Here is a 25,489-nt window from a genome sequence, read left to right as displayed (position 1 = left end):
CGCGTCGCGGACATACCCGGCGCGGATCGACCGAAATCGCTAGCCTTGATCCATGAGCATTCCTGACATCACGCTGAATTCCGGAATCACCATCCCGCAACTCGGCCTCGGAGTCTGGCAGGCGACCAACGACGAAACCGAACATGCTGTGCGCTTTGCGCTCGACGACGCCGGTTACCGCCACATCGACACCGCTGCCGCCTATGGCAACGAAGAGGGCGTCGGGCGCGGGATCGCCGCGTCATCCGTTGCCCGTGAGGACGTCTTCCTGACCACAAAGCTGTGGAACTCCGATCAGGGCTACGAGCCGGCGTTGACGGCATTCGACACCAGCATCGAGAAACTGGGCGTCGACTACGTCGATCTGTACCTCGTCCACTGGCCGCTCCAGGACAAGGAACGACTGCTCCGCACTTGGGACGCGATGGAGAAGATCGCCGAATCAGGCCGCGCGAAGGCTGTCGGCGTCTGCAACTTCGAGCCCCACCACCTGCAACTTCTGGTTGACCGAGGTGGACTGCTCCCCGCGGTGGACCAGGTGGAACTGCATCCCCATCTCCCTCAGCACGCGATTCGTGAGAAGGCGGCCGAGCACGCAATCGCGGTCGAATCGTGGAGCCCACTCGGCGGAACCAGCAACGCGGGATGGGGTCCGGCCTCCAAGCCGAACACACTCCTGACGGACCCGATCATCACCCGAATCGGTGATCGGCACAGCAAGTCAGCCGCGCAGATACTGATCCGCTGGCACCTGCAGAACGGCCTCATCGTCATTCCCAAGTCCGTACACGATGCCCGTATCGCGGAGAACATCGACGTCTTCGACTTCGAACTGACCGAACTGGACCTCAGCGAAATCGCCACGCTCGACGACGGCACCCGCGTCGGCGCACATCCGGACGAACTTAATATCGGTGCGCCACAGTAATTTTCGACAGGTCTTGCAGAGTTTCCATTACTCGTTCGAGGGGCTCGATGCTGCGCGTCGTCTGACAGAGCGCAACGGCCCCCTCGATCGAGGCGATGGTCAGATTTGCCATCGACCGCGCCTGATCCGGCGGTGAGCCTGCCTCGCCCAGCGCGGCCTCGACGAGTGTCTGCCAACCCGCCAGAACCTCGGCAGCAGCCTCGGCAACTTCGGGTTCACTCGTCCGAGCGAGCCCGCCGGCAATGATCGGGCAGCCGATCGCAAAATCGGAGTTCGCGAGGTTGCGTCGCCAGATATCGCCGACGGCATCGATGACGTCGGCCGGCGATCCCGTGGCCGATGCCGCACTGATCCGACGCGTGATGACGGCACCCGCAGCTTGCACCGCCTCGACCATCAGCTGGGTCTTACCGCCCGGAAAGTGGTGGTAGATGGACCCACGAGGCGCGCTGCTGTGCTTGATCACGTCGTTGAACGAGGTCGCGTCGACGCCGTTGCGGCTGATCAACTCGACGGCGCTGCGGATCATTCGCTCACGCGAGCTCAGGTCTGCCATCGCACAGCGCCTCCGTTCTTCTTTCTCTGCCTTTCCCGCAATGCTACGTGCCGGCGCCAGCACCCTTTCTGCACAGTGAGCACGGTTTCCTGCCAGCTGAAGTCTCTGATCACTCGAGACAAACCATGTTCACTCGATCCACGCCCAGTCCACAGACCGAGACAGCTCAGCAACCAGGTAAGCACGCGATGTACCATCGGCTCGTGACCTTCCCCGCTCCACACAGCTGGTGGCCTGACCGCTGACGGTCAGCCGCACCTGTGTGCTGCCCAGACGAGATCGGGTGGTCCGCAACACTCCAGCATTGGATCACCCGATACCGCGAACCAGGTACCGAAATCCACGAAGGAGAGTTAGTTGACCACCACCCCATTCAACCGTTCGCTCGAACCATTGGGCGTTTCCATCCCGTCGAAGGTTCCGACGCACTGGTACAACCTGGCGGCTGACCTCCCCGAACCTGTTCCCCCGCACCTGCACCCGGGTACCCGCGAGCCACTCGGCCCCGAGGACCTGGCACCGCTGTTTCCGATGAACCTCATCGCGCAGGAAGTGTCGACGGAACGGTACATCGAGATCCCCGAGACCGTCCGCGAGATCTACGGCATGTGGAGGCCTTCCCCTCTCTTCCGCGCACACCGCCTCGAGCGCGCGCTGGGAACCCCTGCCCGCATTTACTACAAGTACGAAGGCGTGAGCCCTGTCGGTTCACACAAGCCGAATACCGCTGTGGCTCAGGCGTACTACAACGCCATCGAGGGCACTACCAAGCTCACCACCGAAACCGGTGCCGGTCAGTGGGGTGCGTCGCTGTCCTTCGCCGGCGCTCTGCTCGGACTCGACGTCGAGGTATGGCAGGTTCGCTCGTCCTTCGACTCCAAGCCGTACCGCCGCATCCAGATGGAGGCCTACGGCGGAATCTGTCACCCGTCGCCGTCGGATCTGACGGAAGCCGGACGCGCACTGCTGGAGTCGCATCCCGACACCACCGGCTCGCTGGGCATGGCGATCAGCGAAGCAGTCGAGGTTGCCGCGCAGGACCCGAACACGCACTACTCACTCGGCAGCGTCCTGAACCACGTCATGCTGCACCAAACCGTCATCGGCCAGGAAGCCATGGTGCAGCTCGAAGAAGCCGGCGACGCCGTCCCGGATACCGTATTCGGTTGCGCCGGCGGCGGTTCCAACCTGGCAGGCTTGACCTTCCCGTTCTTGGGCCGGAATCTGCGCGAGGGCACCAAGACTCGTCTTGTTGCCTGCGAGCCGTCGGCCTGCCCGTCGCTCACCGAGGGCGAGTACCGCTACGACTTCGGTGACGTTGCCGGCCTGACCCCGTTGCTCAAGATGCACACCCTGGGCAAAGACTTCGTCCCGCCGGCCATCCATGCGGGTGGACTTCGATACCACGGCATGTCGCCGATGGTCTCCCATGCCGTCAACCTGGGACTGATGGATGCCATTGCCATCGATCAGGACGACGCACTGAACGCCGGCCTGATCTTCGCTCGCGCTGAGGGCATCATCCCGGCTCCGGAATCCACCCACGCAGTTGCTGGTGCGATCGCTCACGCGCGTTCCGTCACCGAACCCGAGGTGATCGTGATCGGTCTGTCCGGCAACGGACAGTTGGATCTGCCCGCGTACTCGCCGTACGTCTAAGCCCCCTCGGACCCGGTGCGCCTTTCTGGTGTCGCTCACCACCAGAAAGGCGCATGACGGCCCTAATGCACCCGAGCCGGCCGCGCAATTACCTCGAGCGCAACCAACGCGACCACTGTCACGAGCACCGTCACCGCTACGACAACTCCCGACGGATAGCGCCAGAAAACCAGTACGGCGACAGCGATCACGACAATCAAAACCCGAAGCGCCACAATATATTTTGCGCACACCGTCTCGATGGCTCGTGGTTCACGATCCGTACTCGGCGATCTGACCGAGTCAACTGCCTTGCTGAATCCGCGGCGGACGGCCAGCGCCGACGACGAACCACCGGTGAGATAGCCGACGATCGCGACCACAACTCCGAGAACGAATACGGCACGCAAACTGGTCTTGAGCGGCAGGAGCAGCGTATCGACGATGACCCCCGCAGATTGCTGCGACAGAACATCTGAGGGAATGTCGTCCAAATACACCGCGCGCCCGATGCTGAGTGAGACCGCCAGCAGTGCCATCGCTACGGCAACGGTGATTCCGACCAGAGACAAAGTCCGCAGACGTGATCCCTTGGGTGCGCACCAGATCGCCCCGGCGGCAAGGATCAGGATTACCCACGGCAGCACCGCGGACGCTTTGTCCAACGCGGACACCAGACGCTGCGCCTTGACCAACTTCGGGGATTCGAAGATCACGAACGACTTGTCGACATCGGGAATTTTGTCGGCAAAAGCGAACCCCCGGTCGACGAGTGCGCTACGCGCCTTCTCGATCATCGGAGCCAACGAGATACTGACCTCACCCTTGTCACTGATGTTGACTGCTTCCCGGGTGTCGCCGGTCAATACCGCCGTCAATGACTGGTGGGCTTCACGATTCGCCTCTACCCACAGGTTCTCGAACGCGTCCGAGGACACCACCGACCCAACTGTCTGGTGAATGAACGATTTCGCTTGATCAGCAATGACCGGCGCAAGTCCGACCACCACTTGCGGCACCCGTTCCGCATTCTCGGTGAGCGTCGCCAGAGCGTCCGCTGTCACCTTCTCGATGTCCAACTGGGAATCGATCTCATCGGTAATCCGATCGGTGATCTCACCCTGGATGACGGGGTTCGACCCCAGCGGCGCTACCGTCTGCACATAACGTGCGGAATCGAGCAGTTCACTGCGTGCATAACGGGCGAGAACACCGGCGAACGACAGCAACAGGATCAAGATGAGCAAGATCCAGACGCCGATCCAGCGAAGACCCGAATGCTCGCCTCGTTGCCTCTCTCTCGGCTGTCTGGCCGCAAATTCGGCACGCAATTTCTCGAGTTCGGCGCGTTCCGACCTACTGAGCGGTTCGGCATCAGCGGAGTCCATCTAGTGTCTCGTATCTCTCGATGAAGCATCGACAGCGGAGCATGCACAGAGGTACGTACCCAGATATGAACACGCTCAATCTCGCCGGTAGGTCGAGAGCTTCCAGCGGCCTCTACGCAGCCATTTCAGCCGGAATACGGACGAATGTCACGACGCAAGCCGCTGGCCCGAAGCACTTGGCGTTCGACGCCGGCGCGCACGGACTCCTCTGTTCCGATCACCCGAACATGAGTTCGCGCGCGGGTGATCGCGGTATACAACAACTCCCGAGTCAGCAGCGACGACGCCTCCGCCGGCAACATGACGGAGACAGTGTCGTATTGACTGCCCTGGCTTCGATGGATCGTCATTGCATAGACCGTTTGCACTGAAGACAATGAACTCGGGTGCAACTGGAAGGTGTTGTCTCCGCGCTGAAAGGCTGCCATGAGCACTCCGTCGCCGTCTTCGACGATCACCCCGGTATCTCCGTTGTAGATACCGACCTCGTAATCGTTGGCTGTGACCAACAGAGGCTGACCGGGATACCACTGTTCGGGATTCAGAAACTCTCCGGAGGCGGCACCCACCCAGTCCATTGCCTGTTTTGCCCACCGACTGACGCCGTACGGACCGTCGCGGTGTGCGCACAGCAGGCGGTGCGCTTCCATCGCTTTCAGCGCGCTCGCCGCGTCACCGTGTTTCGCGGATCGGGTCGCGGACTCAGAGCTCGCGACGATATCGCTGCGCAGCGGGTCCAGATCCTCGGGCGCGTGAAACGACACGTTGGAATCACCGCTACGAAGGATACTGATGACTTCCTCTGCCTTGCCCTCCCGAACCGCGCTCGCCAACTGCGCAATCGTTCCGTCGAATCGTCGGCCGCGGGAAAGTTGAACGATGCCGCCGCGCAGACGTTCACGATCTTGCGCGGTGAGTGATTCGGCAGTATCTCCACGTTCGAAGTCCTCGCCGACAATGTCTGCCAGCGCCTTGTTGCCCTCGGCCTTCGACGGTCGTGCAACAAGATCCGCGAGGACCGCCCCGGCATCCACCGATGTCAACTGATCGGGATCGCCGACCAACAGCAGTCGCGCGTCGGGACGCACAGCCTCGAGTAGTCGAGCCATCAATGTCAACGACACCATCGATGTCTCGTCCACCACGATCACATCGAACGGCAGACGGTTGGACGCGTTGTACTTGAATCGGCTGGAACTGCCCCGTTGCCAGCCCAACAAACGGTGCAGCGTCATCGCCGTCAGATCTGCGGGAAGTTTCAACTGCTGCGCCTGCTCCCGTACCGACTCCTGCAAACGCGCAGCCGCTTTGCCGGTGGGCGCAGCCAGTCCGATTCGTAAACCGCTGCCGTGCTCGTCGATAAGTAGCGCAAGAATACGTGCAACCGTATGGGTCTTCCCGGTCCCCGGGCCACCGGCGATAACCGTTGTCCAGTGTGTGAGCGACAGGGCCGCCGCGATCCGCTGCCGGTCGGGGCCACTCGCGGAACCTGAATCCCCCTGGAAAGTTGTCTGCAATCGAATGCGCGTCTGTTCGGTGTCGACCACCGGATGTGTCTCGGCTCGTTCGTCGAGCACCCGACGAATTGTCTGCTCCTGCAAGAAGTACCGGTCGAGGTACAGCAACTCCCCGTCGTCGGTGTCGACAAGCCGCAGCGGTCGCAGCGGCCCGGCCGTTCCACCGATCACCAAGGGACTCGACCGCAGCGCGGTGATCACCGCTTCGGGTTCCGGCCAGGGCAACGCGGCAAGTTCGGCTTCGGTAGCCCCGTCGACGCTGACTTCGCGCATGCGTCGTAGATCCAGGCACACCGATCCCGAGCGCACTGCACGAACCGCCAATGCTGCCACCAGCATCACGTCAAGCGACGGTTCCCCACCCAGCGTGCACAATCTGACAGCAACATGGACGTCAGCGGCCAGAAGAACCCCGGCCTCGTTGAACGTCCGCACGATCCCCCGGGCTCGCTGAGCCAACTGCGCTTCGGTCATGAGAACTCCAATGCGCCGGACGAAGATCGGCCCGCGAGCAGATCCGACAACTCGACGATAAGTGCGGCCGGCGGTTTCCACTCGAATACACCGCATTCCGGCGGACTGTCCGGTCCGAGCATCCCGCGAACAAACTGATACTGCGCTCCGCCCAGATGCCGCCCCGGATCGTAATCCGCGAGTCGCCACCGCAGATACCGATGCAGTGCAACCGAGTACAGCAGAGCTTGAAGCGGGTAGTGCGAGCGAATCATCTCAGCCGCCATCAGGTCACGGGTGTAATGCGCAGCTGTGAGATCTCCGCGCCCCAGCCTGTTGGTCTTGTAGTCGACGATAACGAACGACGGCCCCGGAATGCGCAGTACCGCGTCGATACTGCCCGTCAGGAATCCCCGCATCGGCACGGCGTCGACGCGGCCCAGGTGATCGGTATAGCCCACCAGAATGTCGTCGTGCGGCAGATGCTTTCGGAGTAGCTCGGCTACCTGGCGCAACGTGACCATCATCGATACCGGATCGTCGCCACCGGCCAGCGGCAACTCGAAGTCCAGTTCCGGCAGTCGATCCGAAGGATCGATCGTCGCCAAGGTCCCGAAGCCCAACGGCGTGTGCATGACAGCAAGCAGGGCGTCCGCCAGCGCGTGCGGATCGAGGTCCGCAGCACGCGCGGCGACCGCCTGTACACATCGCGTCTCGAGTTCGCTACGTAGATCCGCAGCGGAGGTATCGACAACTTCGAGAATTTCGTGAACCAGCGTGCCGAACGCAGCGCCGGCGGGGAGCCCGTTCATCGGCGACGGGAACTCCTCCAGCGGTGAGGCTTCTACAGTGCCGACGTCCACGAAGTCCTCCGGTTCGTCGTCCTTCCCCGGATCCTCGACCTCACTGCCGCTGAGCGGGGCATGATGAGCGCCCGCCGTCAATGCCGAGTACGACGTCCGGCGCCACAGTGTGTCCAGGTCGCGATCGAAGTGGGCTGCCTCCAATTCGTAGTTCTGCGAAACGGATTCAGACCACCGATCGACCGGCGGCGGGTGCGGACCGACCGACTCGACGGAAATCACATCGGAGCGGTCTGCAGGCCACGATTCCAATCGTGCGGCAATGGCGCCGTCGTCGAGGACTTTCACCACTCGGGCGGGCTCCACGATTCCGGGGGTACGCCCGAGCAGCAACCTGTGCAGCGCAGACCGTGATGTGCCGAATGACGGTGCCCACCAGAGAACAAGCTGACACTGCGCCCGGGTGAGTGCCACGTACAGCAGACGTAACTCTTCGCCGGCTCCCTCCGTTTCCGCAGTCAACTTCCGGGCGTTGTATCCCGGCCCTTCCGCCCCACCGACGTCGAGAATCCGGCGTCCGTCGCCATCGTGGAGCATCTGGGTGGCGCCGGCGAATCCGCCGACGCTGTCCCAACCGAAGGGCACGTACACAATCGGAAACTCGAGGCCCTTGCTGGCGTGAACTGTGGCAATCTGCACGGCCGCTGAGTCACTGTCCAGACGCCGGCTGCGATCACTCACGCTTCCCGACGCCGGGTCCTTGATGCGATCCCCCAACCATCGCACCAGTGCGCTCAACCCGAACGATTCTTCGGCCGCAACTCGGCCGAGCAATTGCGCCACGTGACGCAGGTCGGTGAATTCACGTTCGCCGGACGACGATGACAGGACCCTTCTCTCCAAACCTGTTTCACCGGAGATCCTTTCGAACACCGCGGCAAACCCGATGCGTTGGAACAACTCGGCAAACACGCGCAACTGCCCCGACACGGCAGCCACAATTGTGTCGCCGTCGGCATCCATTGCCTCCGGCGTATGTCCCAGAATCGGCGACAGGGCCGCCAGCCGGACCCGATCTGCGCGGTGAGGCTGTTCGACGGCCTGCAACAGCCACAGCCAATGTCGTGCGCTCGCCGTCGCGAAGACGCTGGAGCCGCCGGTCAACACCGACGGAACACCGACAAGTTCCAACGCGGCACGAATCATCTCGGCCTGCTTGTGATTACGCACCAGGACTGCGATGTCGCCGGGTACAACCCGCCGTGGATCACCGCCGAGACTCAGCTCGGAACCACTCGAGAGCACCCGCACCACATCGGAGGCAAGGTCGTCGGCGATTCGGCTCCGCAATCTGCCGACTGCGGGAAACTGCGACCGATTGAGCGGGCCTGCGCCGGTACGCGGCAGATAGCGCAAACGCATCGACGGCTGAGAAGAAAGCCGGGAAACCTTGTGCGACGCCGCAACCGGGTGGGCTACGATGCTGTCGTTGCCCAGCGCAGCGCCACCGTACAGATGCTCGAGCGCAGCAAGCAGACCCGGATCGCTGCGCCAGTTGGTAGTGAGTTCCTGATGTGAATCGGCCTGCTGAACCGCGTCGAGGTAGCTCAGCACCTCTGCTCCACGGAACGCGTAGATTGCCTGTTTGGGGTCACCGACAAGTACCAGCGTGGTGTGCCCGTGAAACGCGAGGCGCAAGATATCCCATTGCAGAGGGTCGGTGTCCTGGAATTCGTCGATCAGGACGACACGAAACTTCTCGCGCACGCGGCGACAGGCTTCCTGTCCGTAGTCGGGATCGGCGAGCACTCCGTGCAACAAGGTCAGAAGGTCGTTGAAGTCGCGAATCCCCCTGGCACGTTTGCGTCGTTCGACTTCGCCTCGAGCTGCCGCCGCGAACAACACCCGCTGTCCCGGGATGGTGTCCTCATCGGCATCGGGTTCGAGTACCGCTTGCCCGTCGGCAACCGCACTCCGCGCGATAACCAGCGCGTCCTTGACCGAAAACGGTGGGGACGTATCGAGGGCGCTGTAGCGGACCAGGTAGAGATCGGACACAACTTCGTCGATCAAATCGTCGACCGATTCCACAAACGTCGCATCCGGTTCCCGTTCACCCGCGATACCCAGACCGTCCAGCATCCGCTGACAGAAGCTGTGCGTCGTGGTCATGGTGCCGGAATCGAACTCGGCGAGCGCTTGCAGAAGCCGTCGGCGACGAAGTGCCACCTCGTTGCCGGGTGCAGACGCCAGATGACGAACCAACACATCCTCCGAAGAACGAGCACCGTCCGCGTCTGCCAGTGCAGCCGATACTCCGGCGAACCGCTCACGCGTCCGTTCCCGAAGCTCCTGTGTTGCAGCCCTACTGAACGTCACCAGCAGTACCTGCGAAATATCCGCTACGCCTTCGGCGACACACCGAGTTGCCAGACCCACAATGGCGTAGGTCTTACCCGTCCCCGCGCTGGCTTCCAATACCGTGGTCCCGGAAGGAAGGGGGCCAAGTAGGTCGAAGTCCATGACTACTCCGCACTTTCGTTGAGCAACACGGGCAACCACAACCGGTTGGCCAGGACACCGAACCGCGTCGGCTCCTCGGCCCAGACACATTCGTCATCGAGTGGCGCCGTAGCGGCGAGGTCGGCAAAGGAACTGGATTCACCGAAGACGTAGACATTGCTCGGATCGTCGCCGTCACTGAATTGCCGCCCCCACGTGACCTCGGCGCTGCTCATGGCGTTGTCGATCGATTGTCCGGCAAACCGCCGCTTCGCGTATTCGGCGGTGGTATTGACCCACATCGGAATCGGACCGCGCAAACCACGATCGAGTAGATCGACCAGTTGAAGCAGAATTTCGAGCGGGTTCTCCGGAGCGGCCAGGACGGAACGTGTTGCCGCGCGTTGATTCCCACCCCGTCCTACCGTGATCGCATTGACCAGACCATGATCGCCGGCCGCGGCGAGTGCCAACAAATTGACCCACGCGTTCACGCGATGTTTGGGGGCCAACGACGAATACTGCGCCCGCACAATCGAATTTCCGTACACTCCGGTCACGGTCCCGCTCAGGCGTCTACCCCCGCCAAGATCAACTGCAACGTCGACGGAGGCAGCATCTCCGGCCATGTGTGGCAATGCGAGTGCCGCCAACTGGTCCACCACCCACTCGATGTTGCCCAACACGGCACTGCCCAGTTTGTAGGGCGGTAACGTACCTCGCCGCCATTCGGCGGCCCGGAAGTCTGCGGAACTGCGTCCGGTCAAGCGAGAGAGGAGCATTCGATCTCCCAACTCCCAGGTCGCGAGCCCGTCGAGTTCCGCGTCGAGTGAATCGGCAATGTCGTCACCGAGTTCCGGCACCCGCACACCGAGTCGCTGACGCAGGAATCCGCGGGCCGGGTGAGTGAGGAACGATGCCAGGTCCGCAAGGTTGACGTCTCCTGGCGGCACGGACGGCAGCAAGACCGAGCGGATCGACGGCGGCGGGACCGGCACCGCGGTGATGGCACGGGCGCCTGCCAGCGCTGCGACGTCGAAGCTGAACGGTTTGTCCACCTCGAAGTTCCGCTTGTCGAATGACTGCAACGGATGCCGGGTCACAACCCGATCCAAGGCATTCGACCCCACAGCCGACTTCAGAACATCGAGTAACCCGCTGAGCGGAATCGCAGGTGGGCGGATTGCGCCGGTCACGGGATCTGCACCGGTGTAGAGGAGCAGAAGGTGTTCACCGGCCGACATCACGGCCTCGAGCAGCAGTTGCCTGTCTTCGCTACGCAGATCCCGTTCCCCGACAACAGGATCGCGAGCCAAAATATCGTCTCCGTCGACGCCGCCGGAGCGCGGAAACACCTCGTCGTCGAGTCCGAGCAGCACAACAACCCGGTGCGGGACCGATCGCATCGGCACCATGGTGCAGACTGTCAATTCGCCCGTTCGGAAATTGGCGCGAGTGGGCCGTCCAGCAAGGCTCTTCGAGAGGAGTGCACGGATGTCGGAGAGTTGAAGTGTGGTGTCGGAACCGAACTCCACCGCGCTCGCAAGAATCCGTTGCGCCGACGCACCCTGCCAAGCGTCGTCCGGCGCCGCATCCGTGAGAAGGTCCAACGCTCGGAGCAACACCCGAAGCCACTCCGACGGTGAATGGGGTCCCGCCAGATCACGCAGCGAAACCGCGAGCCTGTCGATGTACTCGGCAAAGCGGCCACTGAGGTCGATGTCTGTGCTTTCGACATCGTCGAGGGGCAATGCGAGGTCCAGCCACGCGTTTTCCGACTCGTCTGCACTGGCGCCCAGCAGAATGCGGTCGACGGCGGTGTTGAAGGTGTTCTGCTTGAAACCGGCCAGACCGAACGTTGCCCGCTGCCTGATGTCGATTCCCCATCGCGCCCCGGCAGCACCGGCCCACTCTCGCAGACGCTCCAACTCGTCGTCGGAGAACGCGAATCGGGTACGTACCGGAACACCGGTGGCGAGATCGAGAACCTGGCTGGCCGTGGCACGTCCGTCTGCCAGTTCGAGCAAAGTGCCCAGCACGGCCAACATCGGATTGGTCTGGCGCAGACCACGATCAGCGAGGCGGACGCGAAGACGATGACCGGGGTGTCCCTGAATACCCTGACCGAACGCTCCGCGCACCAACGGCGCATATGTTTCGACATCGGGGCACATCACCAGAACATCACGGGGTTCGAGCGTCGGGTCGTCCTCGAACAACCGCAACAGGCACTCGCGCAGTACCTCAACCTGCCGCGCCGCGCCGTGACACGCGTGGACCTGAACGCTCCCATCGGGTTTCACTCCACCTGACGGGGCACGATCGGCCACGATATCGGCCTGTAGTGCCGCCAAAAGTGTCTGTGTCTCTGACTTGGCCGGCAGATAGTCCGAGACGAGATCGATGCTTGCCAGACTCGATTGCATTTCGCGAACATCACGGGCAAGGCTGGACAACAGCGGGTTCGGCGAGATCAACGCAGAGTTGTCATCCGAACGGCGAGTGGCGATCACCCCAGACGACAACTGGGTGTTCATCTCCTCCCACAGCGCCGGGCTTGGATGTGGCAGCCAGACGTGGACGTCGCGACGGGTCGCCACCGCATCGAGAATCATTCGCTGATCAACCGGCAGTCGGGTGGGACCGAACACCGAAATTCGTTCCGGTAGAGCAATAACAGTGGCATCATCCTTCAGTCGGCTGCACACCGACATGAGCCGCGTTGCCGGACCAGGCACGTCGATTCTCTCCGCGACTACCGTCCACAACTTGGCCTGCCACTCGAAGTCCTCGGCAAGCGGTAGTCCGTGGCCGTCGGTGAACCGACCGGCAGCCCACTCGATCAGCATCTGGGGACGCTGCGCCGCGTAGCTGGAGAACAGATCGGTAATATGCGATGCCGACGCAAAGCGCCGCCCCACCCCGAGCCCACGATGATGCTTGGCAAGCACGCCGCACCATGGCTCATCGATGGAATCGTCGATGGCACCCAGAACCGTCCACACCAAGCGCGTCGGCGCCCATGGATCATTGTCCGCGCCGACGCCGCTGACCACGGCGAGGACGTCGTCGACCAGTCGAATCGGCGATGGGAAACTGATGTTGGCGGCGATGCCGTCCTGCGAGGACTCCGTCGCAGTGCCCAATCGGGACGAAAGCTGCTGGTTGAGCCAACGCTCCACGCCTTTTGCGGGAACGGCGACTATCTCACGGGCAAACGGATCCGACAACGGCGAACGGAGGAGGGTGGACAGGGCCGAGACCAGCGTGTCGGCACGCTCGGCACGATACAACTTCAGCAATCCTCGCCCCTCTCGAACCCGCGATGTCCTGAACCCGGATACGTCCATCTCACCACGCGAGTGCGACACGAACTCGCACCTGCAACCGAAACCCCCTCACACAGCAGTGACGAGCAGGCAACATGTCTGCAATCGAACCTTCGTACTGTGCGGAAATGACCAGTCCCATCACCACACCTCGTCCTCTTGGAACAGGTCTCGATATATCGGGCCTCGGTAAGACCTTCACGATGGGACGGCGGTCGGTGACCGCGTTGACCGACGTCTCATTGCAGACGAGCGAGGGTACCTTCTTGTCCCTGCTCGGGCCGTCCGGCTGCGGCAAATCCACAGTTCTGCGCATTCTCGCCGGACTCGACACTCCGAGCGCAGGTACTACGCTGGTCAACGGGCAAACACCAGCCGAGCTGACAAAACGCCGGGAACTCGGAATCGCCTTTCAAGATTCCGCTCTCCTTCCCTGGCGGACAGTGACCTCCAACATCAAGCTCCCACTCCAGGTCGCCGGGATCGATCCGGATCCGGATTTCATAGCCGACCTGATCGCTCTTGTCGGGCTCGAAGGATTCGAGAAGGCAAAACCTGCCCAACTCTCGGGTGGCATGCGTCAGCGTGTCTCGATCGCGCGGTCGCTTGTGGTCAAGCCGAGTGTCCTTCTCCTCGACGAGCCGTTCGGCGCCCTCGACGACATGACCCGCCAACGTCTCAACATGGAACTACTTCGAATCTGGACCGAGAAACCGGCTACGACGTTGATGGTCACTCACGGCATCTCGGAGGCGGTGTTCCTGTCGGATGTTGTTGCAGTCATGAGCCCGCGACCCGGACGCGTCCTGGAAGTTGTTCCCATCGATCTCCCGCGGCCACGCACACCCGAGATGATGCGCACGCCCGAATTCCACGCGATCCACGACTACCTGTCGGGTCTCCTGTTCGGAAAAGCAGGCGTTGCATGACAATTACCGATATCGAAAATGTTGCCACCGCAGCAGCAGAACCCATTCCGACGAGGCGGCGGGTGCTCAAACGCCCCACCTGGCTTGGCGGCGCAATCGGAATCTGTGGGCTGACAGCAATTTGGTGGATTCTTGCAGCCGCCGGAGTCGCTGGAGGGACGATCCCCACACCGTGGGTAGTGATCTCGACGATGTTCGACGACGGTTGGGCGCTCTACGGCCCCAACTTCACTGTCACCGCTTCCGGTGCCTTGCAGGGCTTCCTGTGGGGAAACTTGCTGGCAATCGCCCTGGCAGTCCTGGTTGTTCTCATCCCACCGATCGAGGGTCTCGCCACTCAACTTGCGATCCTCAGCTACTGCACACCACTGCTCGCACTCGGCCCGATCATCCTGGTGGTCTTCGGAGGACGGACCCCGACCATCTTCCTTGCTGCGATGTACTGCTTCTTCACCACCATGGTCGGAACTCTCGCCGGCCTGCGATCCGCCGACAAAGCGAGCCTCGACCTGGTTGCCGCCTACGGCGGTGGGCGCTGGCAGAAGTTCACCAAAGTACAACTGGTGAGCGCACTTCCGAGCACTTTTGCCGCTCTCAAGATTGCGGCACCGTCGGCTGTTCTCGGCGCCATCCTCGGTGAATACCTCGGCGGAGTGGACAGCGGAATCGGAGTTGCCCTGACGGCGGCGCAATCGTCGTACAACGTCCCCCGGACGTGGGGAATGGCAATCGCCGCGGCTCTGCTCGCCGGGTTGGGATACGCCCTCGTTGCCGCGGTCGCGAAGATCGTGACACCGTGGACCTCGGCTCCCGGAGCCCAGAAATGACCGCGGTACGAGGAACATTCAGATTCCTCGCTCCGATCGCCATTGCATCCGCACTGTTGCTCGTCATCTGGGTCGTCTTTCTCAACGCCTTTCCCCAAGTCGGCCCACGCGTGGGGAAAACGCCCGCCGATGTGTGGGAGTATCTGTTCACCGGACCGAAATCCGCCGACGCGCGGTCCGGAATCCTCGACAACCTGCTCATCACCTTGCGCGATGCGGGTGTCGGCTTTGCCGTCGGAATGACGGCTGCACTTGTCGTAGCGTCGATATTTGTCGTCTCGCGCACCGTGGAACAGACGTTCATGCCGGTCGCGATGCTGCTGCGGTCCGTGCCACTCGTCGCAATGACCCCGATCATCGTGTTGATCTTCGGACGCGGAATCGTCGGCGTCACAGTCATGGTCGCCATCGTCGTGTTCTTCCCCGCGCTGGTCATGATCATGGTCGGTTTGCGGGCAGCACCGACCCAAGCCCGGGACCTCATTACCGCCTACGGCGGGAGTCGTTGGACTGCATTGCGAATGGTGTCTGTCCCCTCGGCCCTTCCCGCAGTGTTTGCCGCAGCGCGTGTCTCCGTCCCGGGAGCACTGATCGGAGCACTGATCGGCGAATGGCTCGGTAGCGGTCAAGGTCTGGGATCGAGCATGATCAAGGCGATTCCCCGCTATCAGTACAACGAGTTGTGGGCATCCATCGTGGTGATCACAGTCGTGTCGATTATCCTCTACGCCGTGGTCGGGATCTTCGAGAACTTCGCTTTGTCCCATTTCGGTCCTTCCGCCGGCAAAGCGTGAGAACTGTTAACACAACCTCAACAAATAGTGTCCGCCAAGCAAACTCGATGAAATCGACAGCCCCTAGTGTTCCGGTTCATGATGCCTTTCAAGCCCGTCCGCCAGGTGGACCGCCGAGCTTTCTTCCGTTACTCCGCACTGACCGGCATCGCTGTGGCAGGCAGCGCGTCATTGCTCGCCTGCAGCAGCGATTCCACAGCATCGAGCGGTGGCACCTCCGATGACGGATCCGAATTCGGAACTGTTGCAGTGCAATTGTCCTGGATCAAGAACATCGAGTTCGCCGGCGAATACTTCGCCCTCGACAAGGGCTACTACAAGGACGCCGGATTCGGGAACGTCGAACTGGTTGCAGGCGGCGCCGCCGGCACCGGCGTCGAAGCCGGGTTGGACACCGGCAAGGTGTGGATCGGCATGTCGGCCCCGCAGCTCACCGCTCCCGCCGTTCTCGACGGACTCGAGGCCAAGATCGTCGGCGCAACCTTCCAGAAGAACCCGTTTGCGATAGTCAGTTCCGCTGCAGCACCCATTAATTCGCCACAGGACATGATCGGCAAGAAGATCGGTGTCCAGGATTCCAATCAGCTGGTCTTCGGCGCTCTCCTGGCCGCGAACGGGCTGACCGAAAGTCAGATGAGCATCGTGCCCGCTCAATTCGACCCCAGCCCACTGGCCAACGGCGAGGTCGACGGTTGGGTCTCCTACGTCACCAACGAGCCGATCACTCTGGCCGCCAAAGGTTTCCCCAACGCCCACTTCCTGTTCGCGGACTACAACCTGCCACTGGTAGCCGAATCGTTCACCGTCCTTCAATCGACCATCGACAACGAACGAGACAAGCTCAAGGCCTTCCTGAAGGCTGAAATTCAGGGCTGGCGTGACGCCGTCGCCGATCCCGCGGAATCCGCCCGACTCGCAGTCGAGGTGTACGGCAAGGACCAGAACCTGGAACTCGAAGAGCAGACCAAGGAAGCGACCGCCCAGAACGACCTCGTGGTGTCGGCCGACACCAAGGCAAACGGATTGTTCACCATGACCCCGGCATTGATCGAGCAGAACATCGCAGCATTGGCAAAAGCAGGACTGGAGATTTCAGCAGATCAACTGTTCGACCTGTCGATCCTCGAGGAGGTGTACGCCGAGAACCCGGATCTCATCTGACGCTACTGACCGAACGTGAACCGAAGGTTGGCATTGATCAGCGTGTTGATTCGTTTGCGCATGCGGACCACATCGGACTCCGTCGGCACCGGATCATCTACGAACAACGTCCAACACAGTGTCGTCTCGTAGCCGACCGCCTCGATGTCGAAACGAATAATCGCATCGGGGCGGTCCGGCCAGATCGAGGACCAGATCACCAACTCCGGTTCAACGGACTCGATGATCGTTGGTTCAATCTCGTTGTCTCGCAGATCGAGCCAATGCCTGATCGGCTCCCGATGCGGATCGATCAGAGCTTCGAACAAGAACCGCGCGGGCGGCGGCTGACTTCGGCGTCGACTCGCAACTTGGTGCATGGAGCGATCTTACTGACATCCAACCCACGTGAGTCATATCGTCTCACAGTCATCAAGTCCGCCAGTACCCGGTGAATTGGATGCGATCCCTGGCGAAGCCACACTCGTTTCGGAGATACGAGCGGAGCGACGTCACAAGTCCGGACTCGCCGGCGAGCCACGCATAGGTGCGATTTGCATCAATGTCTAGACCGGGCAGCACCCGACGTGCGTCGACGGCCTCGCGTACTCGAACCACGTTCACCCGCGTTGGAGCAGCGAGAGGAATCTCGAGGCCCGGCCCACCGTCGATCAAGACGATATCTCCCTCAGCGTCACGAGGAAGGGACTCACCCAACCTGGACAGTGCCGGGAGTGCTGCGCTGTCGCCGATCGCGAGAATCTTTGGCGTGCAGGGCAGCGCGCGACTTACCCTCGGTCCCACGGCGCCGACGAACATACCTGATTCCGCGCGGCGCGCCCAGTCACTCGCGACGCCCACATCATGAAGAACTATGTCGACAACAAGTCCGGTCGCGTCCAGACGCCGCACGGTGTACTCGCGAAAGATCACGTCAGTATCGAGTGGGCGCTCAAAGCCGCCGTCCGCCGATACCTTCGGCAGCGCAATTCGCTCGCTTCCCGGTTGTGGGAAGAAGAGGAGCACAACGTCGTCAAACCCGGTGCTAGCGACCGCTGGATGCCGACCGGCGTCGTCGTCGAATACATCGAGTTGCGCACCCGAAAGAACAAGGCGCACAAGCCGCGGCGCGATGAGCACAGACTGCCTGACCTGCAACATTCGAACCGACGTCGGATACCTTGTCTCGGAACGGAATCGAGAGATCGCTCGACGGTCGCGCTCAGCCACAGCGATTTTCACCGGAAAGATATCGCGGGCACCACGGTTGACGAAGACTAGCGGCTTTGCCGGGCACACCCCCACAATAATGCTGATGATTAGATTTGCCTAACCTAATTACAGTGTTTAATGTGACGTCATGTCCAGATTCAACAGACGCTCGGCCCACGTCGTTCTCGGTGTTGCCGTCACAGTTTCAGCACTTTTCCTGACCGCCTGTGGGGGCACGGCATCCTCCGATGACGCCGCCCGAGCCGACGAGGCTTACACCGTTCAGCAGGCTATGGGCGAAACGACTCTCCCTGGCACACCCGAGCGCGTCGTTGTCATCGATTCACCGCACCTCGACGCACTCGTCGCCCTCGGCATCACACCCGTCGGTGCCACGGAATCCGCTGCAGGATCAGGCTTCCCGACCTATCTCTCCGACAGCCTCGGCGGCACGAAGAGCGTCGGCGCCACGGCCGAACCCGACATCGAGGCCATCGTGGCTCTCGCGCCCGATCTCATCATCGGTTCGAAGGTTCGCCACGAGAAGATGTACGACCAGCTTTCGGCCATCGCACCCACCGTCTTCTCGGTGAACTCCGGTACCGATTGGCAAGAGCAAGCGCAGATCACGGCCGACGCTGTGAACAAGAGCGACGAGATGGATGAACTCCTGTCGGGGCTTTCCGCGCGTGCCGTCTCGGTTGGCAAGGACGTGGGTGCGCAAGGAAAAACCGTATCCATGGTGCGATTCCGGCCGACCAATTTCCGTCTGTACGGCCCGAATACTTTCTCGGGTTCAATTCTGACCCAGGTCGGTTTCAACCTTGGCGAGCGCGGCTGGAACGAATACTCCATGCTCGAACTCAGCCCCGAACACTACGGGCAGATCGACGGCGAGATCGTTTTCTACACGAACCCCGGCGGCGATCCGAACGCAACCACAATGAATACCGTGACCGGGCTCTGGAGCTCGCAAACTGCTGTCCAGAGCGGCAAGACATTCGAGGTCGAAGACGAAACCTGGATGGTCGGCATCGGTGTCGTCGGCGCAAACATCATCCTCGATCAGGTCACCGAAGCCCTCACCTGACCGTTTTTCTCACTGCCGCGAGATCGCAACCCGCGCTACCTCTTCCGGATCGATGAGATGAGTATGATCGTCGTCCCCGATTTCGATCTGCACGACGTCGATACGGCCGTTGAATTTGCTGGTCGCGCCGTAATCCGCGCTGACCGGCATCCCGTAGTCGTCACCGATGTCGGTAGTCTCCTCAGCCGAGAAGATCAGGGGTTGTGTCTGCTCGACCCGACCGGTACCCACCGGGATCCCGTCGTGAAAGAGCGTCACATCACCGCCGCGGGCGAGACCTCCCCCGTCGTAAGCGAATTCGACCCGAATCTGATGCTTACCCGGCGGGAGGTCTACAGCGGATTCGGTGGCGAACTCCGTCATACCGAGGAGGTTGTACACGAACCGCAGGCGGCCGTCCTTCACGTAGAGCGTCCAGCCGCCGAATCGACCGCCCTGAGCGATCACTACGCCGTGTGCCGACACGCCGGCCGGGATATCGACGGCAGCAGTCACACTGAACGACCTGTTCTTGACGTTCAGAACACTGTGCTCGCTGAGGCGTTTCATCCCGGGGAAGAGCACCTGCCTGTTCCCCGACACCAATTGTGGACGACCGGCGAGCTTCGCACTGAATCTCTCGGCTCTGCGATCGTCGATGGGAAGCACGTTGTACTTCACCGCCTCGATCAGCCACAGCCGTTGCAGTGACGCAAGGCGATCCGGCATCTCCTTGGCCAAGTCGTGTGCCTGCGTCCAATCCTTCGTCCCGTCGTACAGCTCCCAGACGTCATCGTCGAGGGCGGGAAGCGTTTCGTTGAATATCCACGGAGTGCTGTGCCGGGTGACGGCACTCCACCCCTTGTAATAGATTCCGCGGTTTCCGAGCATCTCGAAATACTGCAGATCGTGCCGTTCGGGCGCCGACGCATCTTCGAAGGTGTACATCATGCTCGTTCCCTCGACGGGCGATTGCTGCACTCCGTTCACGAATGTGGGCTCCGGTAACCGCGCGGCCTCGAGTACCGTCGGCGCTACGTCGATGACGTGCGTGAACTGTGAGCGCGTCTCACCTTTGCTCCTGATGCCGTCCGGCCAGTGCACGATCGTTCCGTTGCGTGTTCCACCCCAATGGGAAGCAACCTGCTTGGTCCATTGGAACGGCGAGCACGTTGCCCAGGCCCAACCGACCGAGTAATGGTTGTACGAATCCTTCGTACCGAGTTGATCTTTGATGTGCACCATGAATTCTTCGGTCTCGATTGCCGCGAGCCCGTTGAAGTTGGCCATCTCGTTGAATGCCCCGTTGATCGTCCCTTCTGCAGACGCTCCGTTGTCACCGATGATGTAGTACACCAACGTGTTTTCGAGTGCTCCGATCTCCTCGATCGCATCGACAACACGACCGATGTGGTAGTCGGTATGTTCGAGAAAGCCTGCGTAGACCTCCATCTGGCGCTCGAGTACAGGTTTCAGCTCGTCACTCATCTCGTCCCAGGACGGGATCATGTCGGGTCGGGCGGTCAACACCGCATCGGCCGGAACAACACCCAGTTCCTTCTGCCTCGCGAGAATCGACTCTCGTTGCGCATCCCAGCCACTGGCGAATCGACCGATGTACTTGTCTGCCCACTCTTGTGGAACATGATGCGGCGCATGGGTTGCACCCGGAGCGAAGTACATGAAGAAAGGCTTGTCCGGTGCCAGTGATTTCTGTGTCCGCACCCAGTCGATCGCATGATCCGCGAGGTCTTCGGTGAGGTGATACCCCTCCTCCGGCGTCTTCTCCGGTTCCACGGGAGACACTCCCTCGTACAGCGCCGGATAGTACTGATTGTTCTCCCCTCCGATGAAACCGTAGAAGTGCTCGAATCCACCCTCACCCGTGGGCCACGCGGTGAACGGCCCGACTGGAGACGTTTGCCAGGGCGGCACTTCATGACACTTGCCGAACTGTGCCGTCGAGTATCCGTTGAGTTTCAACGTCATCGGCAGCGCAGCTTTGGTATTGGGGCGCATCCCCGAGAGCCCAGGGGCCGACGTCGCAGTCTCCGTGATCGAACCCATCCCGACCGAGTGATGGTTGCGGCCGCTCAGCAGAGCAGCGCGCGTCGGTGCGCACAGTGCCGTGGTGTGGAAACGGTTGTACGTCAGACCACCACGCTGCAAACGCTCAGCAGTCGGCGTGTCTGCCGGTCCACCAAAAGCACTACTTGCACCGAAACCCACGTCGTCGAGCAGGATCACCAGTACGTTCGGGGCGCCATCGGGCGGCAATCGCGGCGTGATGGGAGGGAAGGTCGTATCCGGATCTTTGGCGTCGTACGTCACCAGGCCCAGATGTTGGCGATCCGGGACCGGCAGCACCTCGCGTCGTCGACTCGTCGGATCCGTCACTGTTTCTCCCTCCCTACCCCCTCCTTCCAGCATCGCAGCATCAACTCGGGCGATTCGTCATCCGTAACGGGTGAAGAGAAAGTCAGCGGCCTGACGGAGATGAACAGTCTGCGGAAACTCGGATAATTCAGGCGCAAAGGAGGAAACTGACCAGCACATCCGTCCGAGAGGCTCGTCATGCGTAAACGTCACCAGATTCTGCTTGCCTTGTCTGCCGCGATCGGGTTGTCGCTGACACCGATCGCGGCGTCTGCCACCCCGAGCACCGGAGTGCACGGCGAAATCCTCGGGCAGGTGACGTTCGGTGACAAGGACTACGTCTTGCGCCAGATCACCGTCGACCCCGGTGGATCCACCGGTTGGCATTTCCATGACGGCGTTCTCTACGCCGCCGTTGCTGCGGGTACCTTGAGCCATTACCGATCCGATTGCTCGGTCGACGGCATCTATCAGACCGGCAACACCCTTATCGAACCGAGCGGATCCGATCACGTTCACATCGGCAACAATTCGCAGACCACTCCCCTTGTCCTCCTCGTTGTCTACGTCAATCCCACGGGCAGTCCGTTATCCGAGGATGCTGCGGCACCCAACTGCCAGTTACCCGGGTAGCGGAGCGGCGACGGGGAATCGTATCGGCATCGATTCGATTCCGGACACGAAGTTTGCGGCGCGACGCGGCAGTGGCGCGCCCGTCGCCAGTTCCATCCCCGGCAAGCGCTGGAAAAGCTGCTCGAACATGATCGTTCCCTCCAGCCTCGCCAACTGATTACCCAAACAGAAATGCGTGCCGAACCCGAACGCGACGTGAGGGTTCGGTGTCCGGCCGATATCGAACTGTGCCGCGTCCACGAACACGGCGTCGTCGAAGTTCGCAGACTCGAAGAGCAGCAGCATCTTCTCTCCCGCTTTCAGATGCGCGCCGAAGAAATCCGTGTCGCGGGTAAGTGTGCGCGCCATGTTCTTGATCGGCGACGACCATCGCAGCATCTCTTCCATCGCCAACGGAATCGTGTCCTGGTCGTCGGCCAGCATTCGGTACTGATCGGGGTGGCGTAGTAGTTGTTCCATCCCTCCGCTGAGAACATGACGCGTCGTTTCGTCGCCACCGATCAGAATCAACAACGATTCGTTGACAATTTCCTGATCCGACAGCGCCTCCCCGTCGACCTCGCTGTGGATCAACGTGCTGATCAAGTCGTCCGCCGAGGCCATCCGACGCTCCCGGATCGTCCGGGTCATGTACTCGGTGAAATCGACGTATGCCGCCATCATCGCCTCGAGTTGTTCCGGGGAAGCGTTGCTACCCAGGGCTGTCACCAAATCGTCCGACCACCGCAGGAATACCTCACGTTCCTCCGGACGCACCCCAAGCATGTCGCCGATGACCGCCATCGGCAGAGGCGCTGCAAGATCGGCCACGAAGTCCGCTTCCCCGCTCTCACACACAGCATCGATCAACTGGTCACATATCTGCCGAATCCGATCGCGTTTCGCTTCGACCTTCCTGCGAGTGAAACCGGCATTGACCAGGCGTCGACGCGTGAGGTGCTCCGGATCATCCATGTCGATCATCTGCGGAAGCGGTCCGGTTTCCGGTCTGATGCCACCGGCATTGGAGAACAACTCCGGGTCTCGCTCTGCCGCGATGACGGCGGCGTAACTCGCAGCCGCAGGAATGCCGTTCGCACTGTCTCGATATACGGGTTCGTGCTCACGCATCCACGCGTAAGCGTCGCGTACATCGCCGAGGTCACCGGAATAGAAGCGCCCGTCGATCAGGTCGAAGCTCGGTCGGTCCACCATCTCGCCGTCCTCTCTCGAGAAACCCTTGCCTCAACAAGTAGAACCTGTTCCTATAGAGCTCGGGGCGGTATTGCCGAAGTTCGGCGGCACACCTCGAACCGTGGATCACCGCGCACACGACAACCGGGAGATGGACATGGGCGACAACACCGCCTTTGCAGGCAGATCGGTACTGGTTACCGGCGGCGGAAGCGGCATCGGGTTCGGCATCGCCGGTGCGCTCGCCGGCGCCGGTGCCCACGTCACGATCTGCGGACGCAACAAGGACAAACTCGATGCTGCGGCCCAGTCGATTCGTGCCAGGAACGGATCAGGTTCCGTCATTGCCGTACCCACCGACATAACCGTCGAAGCCGAAGTTGTCTCTGCGGTCGCATCAGCAGTCGAAGCCACGGGAACACTCGACGGCGTTGTCGCCTGCGCCGGTGGCAACGAAACCATCGCCCCGGTGACCCAACTCGATGTCGACGCCTGGCGCCGTACGGTCGATCTCAACGTCACCGGCACGATGCTGACGATCAAGCACGGCGCACGCGCCCTCGTTTCCGGAGGCGGTGGTTCCATCGTGGCGATCTCGTCGATCGCGAGCAGCAACACACATCGATGGTTCGGAGCATACGGCGTGTCGAAATCCGGCGTCGATCATCTCGTGCAACTGGCGGCAGATGAACTGGGTGCCAGCAATATTCGGGTCAATGCGATTCGCCCCGGCCTCACTCGGACCGATCTGGTCGCGCTCATCACCGACGGTGGGCCGATTCTCGACGACTACATGGCCAACACTCCCCTCGCCCGCGTCGGCGAAGTGGACGACATCGCATCACTTGCGACGTTCCTCCTCGGGCCCGACTCGACATGGATCACCGGGCAGATCATCAACGTCGACGGTGGCCAAATGCTCCGGCGCGGACCGGATTTCCGCTCGATGCTCGAATCCGTGTACGGCGCCGACGGTCTCCGTGGAGTGGTCGCATGAGCTACACCATCCTGGGCAAGACCGTCGAGATGCCCGTCGAAGTTCGTACCGCTTCCGCATTCATGGCCATGTTCTCCGTTCCCAGCGTCACTGCCCAGTCGATCATCAACCACACCGGCCTGACCGTTCTGCAATTCCGTCCGGGACGCGCACTGTGCGGGCTGGTATTCGTCGACTACGTCGACGGAGATCTGGGACCGTACAACGAATTCGGTGTGACCTACATGGTGCGAAGTCATACCGCTCCATCGGAGATTTCGGTGCTGGGAGATCTTCGTGCGCTCACATCGGGTACAGCGGGAGCACTCATCCATCAACTGCCCGTAGACGGCGAGTTCACCAAGGCCGCCGGCCGTGAGATCTGGGGATTCCCGAAGGTGCTGGCGGAGTTCGACACCGAACACGTCGGATCCGTCAAGCGCGGTTCGGTATCTCACGACGGCAAACTCATCGCGCAGTTGAGCGTCAAATCAGGAGTGAGCGTTCCCGGCTCGGGCGCGAACATGTCACTTGCCGCCTACTCGCATCTCGACGGCGTTACCCGCTGCACGTCGTGGGAGATGGCACCCACCGGCGTCAAATCTCGCCCGGGTGGTGCGGAACTCCAGCTCGGCACCCACCCGATGGCAGCCGAACTACGACGCCTCGGCCTGCCGAAACGGGCCTTGATGACCACCACTATCGCCAACCTCGCCATGACGTTCGGGGAGTCGACCGCGATCTGACGGCGTCCGCCCCATCGAGCGAACATGTTTTGAATGCCCTCCTGCGGTGCCATGTTGCCGAGGCTCCGCAGGAGGGCTCATCCCCGGGCGCAGAGACTGCGACCCTGAGGGAGCGACACAGATCCCTCACAAGGGGGCGCCAATCGATCACTAGGAGCGCACGGCGTGTCGCATGCTTTCAGTATTGGAAAACTTCGGTGTTGGAAAAATTCGGTGCTGGAAAACGGCTTCGGACGAGGCCGTTTCGGTGTTGATCCACCATGGCATCCGCCGCTATTCGTCACACGGGTCGAATGACCCATTCGAGTACCTGTTTTCGGGCCGTCGAGCGTCACCACGGCCGCCGGCGCCGACTGAGAAGGTCCAATCAAACAGTTTGACGCGTGCCGTTGTCGTAAACCTCCGAAAATTGCCACTCAGAAAGCTTCTGGCACAGTGGAATACCTGCTGCCGTCGACAACGCCACCAATCCGGTCAGGTGGAATTCATCGACCAGTTGC

The 25,489-nt window shown here is 61.5% G+C and carries 19 protein-coding genes; 10 read left to right on the top strand and 9 right to left on the bottom strand.

Translation table 11 applies throughout. The features are described from left to right. The first annotated feature begins 52 nt into the window (after positions 1 to 52). On the top strand, positions 53 to 928 hold the full coding sequence (locus tag ACFRFQ_RS11335; protein ID WP_378656945.1) for an aldo/keto reductase: 876 nt from the start codon (positions 53 to 55) through the stop codon (positions 926 to 928). Here ACFRFQ_RS11335 and ACFRFQ_RS11330 read toward each other — a convergent pair. Next, positions 906 to 1,484 carry a TetR/AcrR family transcriptional regulator gene (locus tag ACFRFQ_RS11330; protein WP_378656942.1) on the bottom strand — a complete coding sequence of 193 codons (579 nt, stop codon included), beginning with the start codon at positions 1,482 to 1,484 and terminating at the stop codon, positions 906 to 908. The two genes, ACFRFQ_RS11335 and ACFRFQ_RS11330, sit on opposite strands and share 23 nt — an antisense overlap. Positions 1,485 to 1,841: 357 nt before the next feature. On the opposite strand from ACFRFQ_RS11330, the gene ACFRFQ_RS11325 reads away from it, so the two are divergent. Then, complete coding sequence (locus tag ACFRFQ_RS11325; protein ID WP_378656940.1) at positions 1,842 to 3,143, top strand: TrpB-like pyridoxal phosphate-dependent enzyme; 1,302 nt, start codon at positions 1,842 to 1,844, stop codon at positions 3,141 to 3,143. A gap of 62 nt (positions 3,144 to 3,205) precedes the next feature. On the opposite strand, the gene ACFRFQ_RS11320 is transcribed toward ACFRFQ_RS11325, so the two are convergent. The 4 genes from ACFRFQ_RS11320 to recC form a co-directional block, all read right to left on the bottom strand. After that, positions 3,206 to 4,510 carry a hypothetical protein gene (locus ACFRFQ_RS11320; protein ID WP_378656937.1) on the bottom strand — a complete coding sequence of 435 codons (1,305 nt, stop codon included), beginning with the start codon at positions 4,508 to 4,510 and terminating at the stop codon, positions 3,206 to 3,208. A gap of 125 nt (positions 4,511 to 4,635) precedes the next feature. Beyond that, positions 4,636 to 6,501: an exodeoxyribonuclease V subunit alpha gene (gene recD, locus ACFRFQ_RS11315; protein ID WP_378656934.1), complete on the bottom strand. Its 1,866-nt coding sequence runs from the start codon at positions 6,499 to 6,501 to the stop codon at positions 4,636 to 4,638. Continuing rightward, complete coding sequence (locus tag ACFRFQ_RS11310) at positions 6,498 to 9,806, bottom strand: UvrD-helicase domain-containing protein (RefSeq protein ID WP_378656932.1); 3,309 nt, start codon at positions 9,804 to 9,806, stop codon at positions 6,498 to 6,500. The genes recD and ACFRFQ_RS11310 overlap by 4 nt, the downstream gene beginning before the upstream one ends. 2 nt (positions 9,807 to 9,808) lie before the next feature. Further along, on the bottom strand, positions 9,809 to 13,087 hold the full coding sequence (gene recC / locus ACFRFQ_RS11305; protein WP_378657429.1) for an exodeoxyribonuclease V subunit gamma: 3,279 nt from the start codon (positions 13,085 to 13,087) through the stop codon (positions 9,809 to 9,811). A 122-nt stretch (positions 13,088 to 13,209) separates the two neighbouring features. Here recC and ACFRFQ_RS11300 point away from each other — a divergent pair, with 122 nt between their 5' ends. From ACFRFQ_RS11300 to ACFRFQ_RS11285, 4 genes are all read left to right on the top strand, one after another. Beyond that, on the top strand, positions 13,210 to 14,043 hold the full coding sequence (locus ACFRFQ_RS11300; RefSeq protein WP_378656929.1) for an ABC transporter ATP-binding protein: 834 nt from the start codon (positions 13,210 to 13,212) through the stop codon (positions 14,041 to 14,043). Then, a complete protein-coding gene (locus tag ACFRFQ_RS11295; protein WP_378656926.1) occupies positions 14,040 to 14,870 on the top strand; it encodes an ABC transporter permease in 831 nt (276 codons plus the stop codon). Before ACFRFQ_RS11300 ends, ACFRFQ_RS11295 begins: the two co-directional genes overlap by 4 nt. Then, entirely contained in the window at positions 14,867 to 15,664 is a 798-nt protein-coding gene (locus ACFRFQ_RS11290) for an ABC transporter permease (RefSeq protein WP_378656924.1), read from the top strand. Before ACFRFQ_RS11295 ends, ACFRFQ_RS11290 begins: the two co-directional genes overlap by 4 nt. A 78-nt stretch (positions 15,665 to 15,742) precedes the next feature. Continuing rightward, a complete protein-coding gene (locus tag ACFRFQ_RS11285; RefSeq protein ID WP_378656922.1) occupies positions 15,743 to 16,825 on the top strand; it encodes an ABC transporter substrate-binding protein in 1,083 nt (360 codons plus the stop codon). 2 nt (positions 16,826 to 16,827) lie between these two features. On the opposite strand, the gene ACFRFQ_RS11280 is transcribed toward ACFRFQ_RS11285, so the two are convergent. Together ACFRFQ_RS11280 and ACFRFQ_RS11275 are read right to left on the bottom strand one after the other, a co-directional pair. Beyond that, positions 16,828 to 17,184 (bottom strand): hypothetical protein, encoded by a 357-nt coding sequence (locus tag ACFRFQ_RS11280; protein ID WP_378656919.1) that lies wholly within the window; start codon positions 17,182 to 17,184, stop codon positions 16,828 to 16,830. 52 nt (positions 17,185 to 17,236) lie between these two features. Continuing rightward, on the bottom strand, positions 17,237 to 17,944 hold the full coding sequence (locus ACFRFQ_RS11275; RefSeq protein WP_378656917.1) for a siderophore-interacting protein: 708 nt from the start codon (positions 17,942 to 17,944) through the stop codon (positions 17,237 to 17,239). Positions 17,945 to 18,164: 220 nt separating this feature from the next. Between ACFRFQ_RS11275 and ACFRFQ_RS11270 the strand changes: the two genes are divergently transcribed. After that, positions 18,165 to 19,106 (top strand): ABC transporter substrate-binding protein, encoded by a 942-nt coding sequence (locus tag ACFRFQ_RS11270; RefSeq protein ID WP_378656914.1) that lies wholly within the window; start codon positions 18,165 to 18,167, stop codon positions 19,104 to 19,106. A 9-nt stretch (positions 19,107 to 19,115) separates the two neighbouring features. On the opposite strand, the gene ACFRFQ_RS11265 is transcribed toward ACFRFQ_RS11270, so the two are convergent. Beyond that, the gene (locus ACFRFQ_RS11265; RefSeq protein ID WP_378656911.1) at positions 19,116 to 21,515 is read right to left on the bottom strand and encodes a sulfatase-like hydrolase/transferase; all 2,400 of its coding nucleotides are present in this window, start codon (positions 21,513 to 21,515) and stop codon (positions 19,116 to 19,118) included. A 144-nt stretch (positions 21,516 to 21,659) separates the two neighbouring features. On the opposite strand from ACFRFQ_RS11265, the gene ACFRFQ_RS11260 reads away from it, so the two are divergent. Further along, positions 21,660 to 22,094: a cupin domain-containing protein gene (locus ACFRFQ_RS11260; RefSeq protein WP_378656908.1), complete on the top strand. Its 435-nt coding sequence runs from the start codon at positions 21,660 to 21,662 to the stop codon at positions 22,092 to 22,094. Here the strand turns inward: ACFRFQ_RS11260 and ACFRFQ_RS11255 are convergent. Then, positions 22,083 to 23,288: a cytochrome P450 gene (locus ACFRFQ_RS11255; protein ID WP_378656905.1), complete on the bottom strand. Its 1,206-nt coding sequence runs from the start codon at positions 23,286 to 23,288 to the stop codon at positions 22,083 to 22,085. The genes ACFRFQ_RS11260 and ACFRFQ_RS11255 overlap by 12 nt on opposite strands. Before the next feature lie 130 nt (positions 23,289 to 23,418). On the opposite strand from ACFRFQ_RS11255, the gene ACFRFQ_RS11250 reads away from it, so the two are divergent. Both ACFRFQ_RS11250 and ACFRFQ_RS11245 read left to right on the top strand, forming a co-directional pair. After that, complete coding sequence (locus tag ACFRFQ_RS11250) at positions 23,419 to 24,264, top strand: SDR family oxidoreductase (RefSeq protein ID WP_378657426.1); 846 nt, start codon at positions 23,419 to 23,421, stop codon at positions 24,262 to 24,264. Continuing rightward, positions 24,261 to 24,989, top strand: a complete 729-nt coding sequence (locus tag ACFRFQ_RS11245; RefSeq protein WP_378656903.1) for an acetoacetate decarboxylase family protein — start codon at positions 24,261 to 24,263, stop codon at positions 24,987 to 24,989. The genes ACFRFQ_RS11250 and ACFRFQ_RS11245 overlap by 4 nt, the downstream gene beginning before the upstream one ends. Positions 24,990 to 25,489 lie beyond the last annotated feature (500 nt).

This window comes from Rhodococcus sp. NPDC056743, assembly GCF_042790355.1.
Taxonomy (GTDB): Bacteria; Actinomycetota; Actinomycetes; order Mycobacteriales; family Mycobacteriaceae; genus Rhodococcus_F.
Note: the sequence above shows the minus strand (reverse complement) of the source record. Positions and strands in the feature narration are given on the sequence as shown.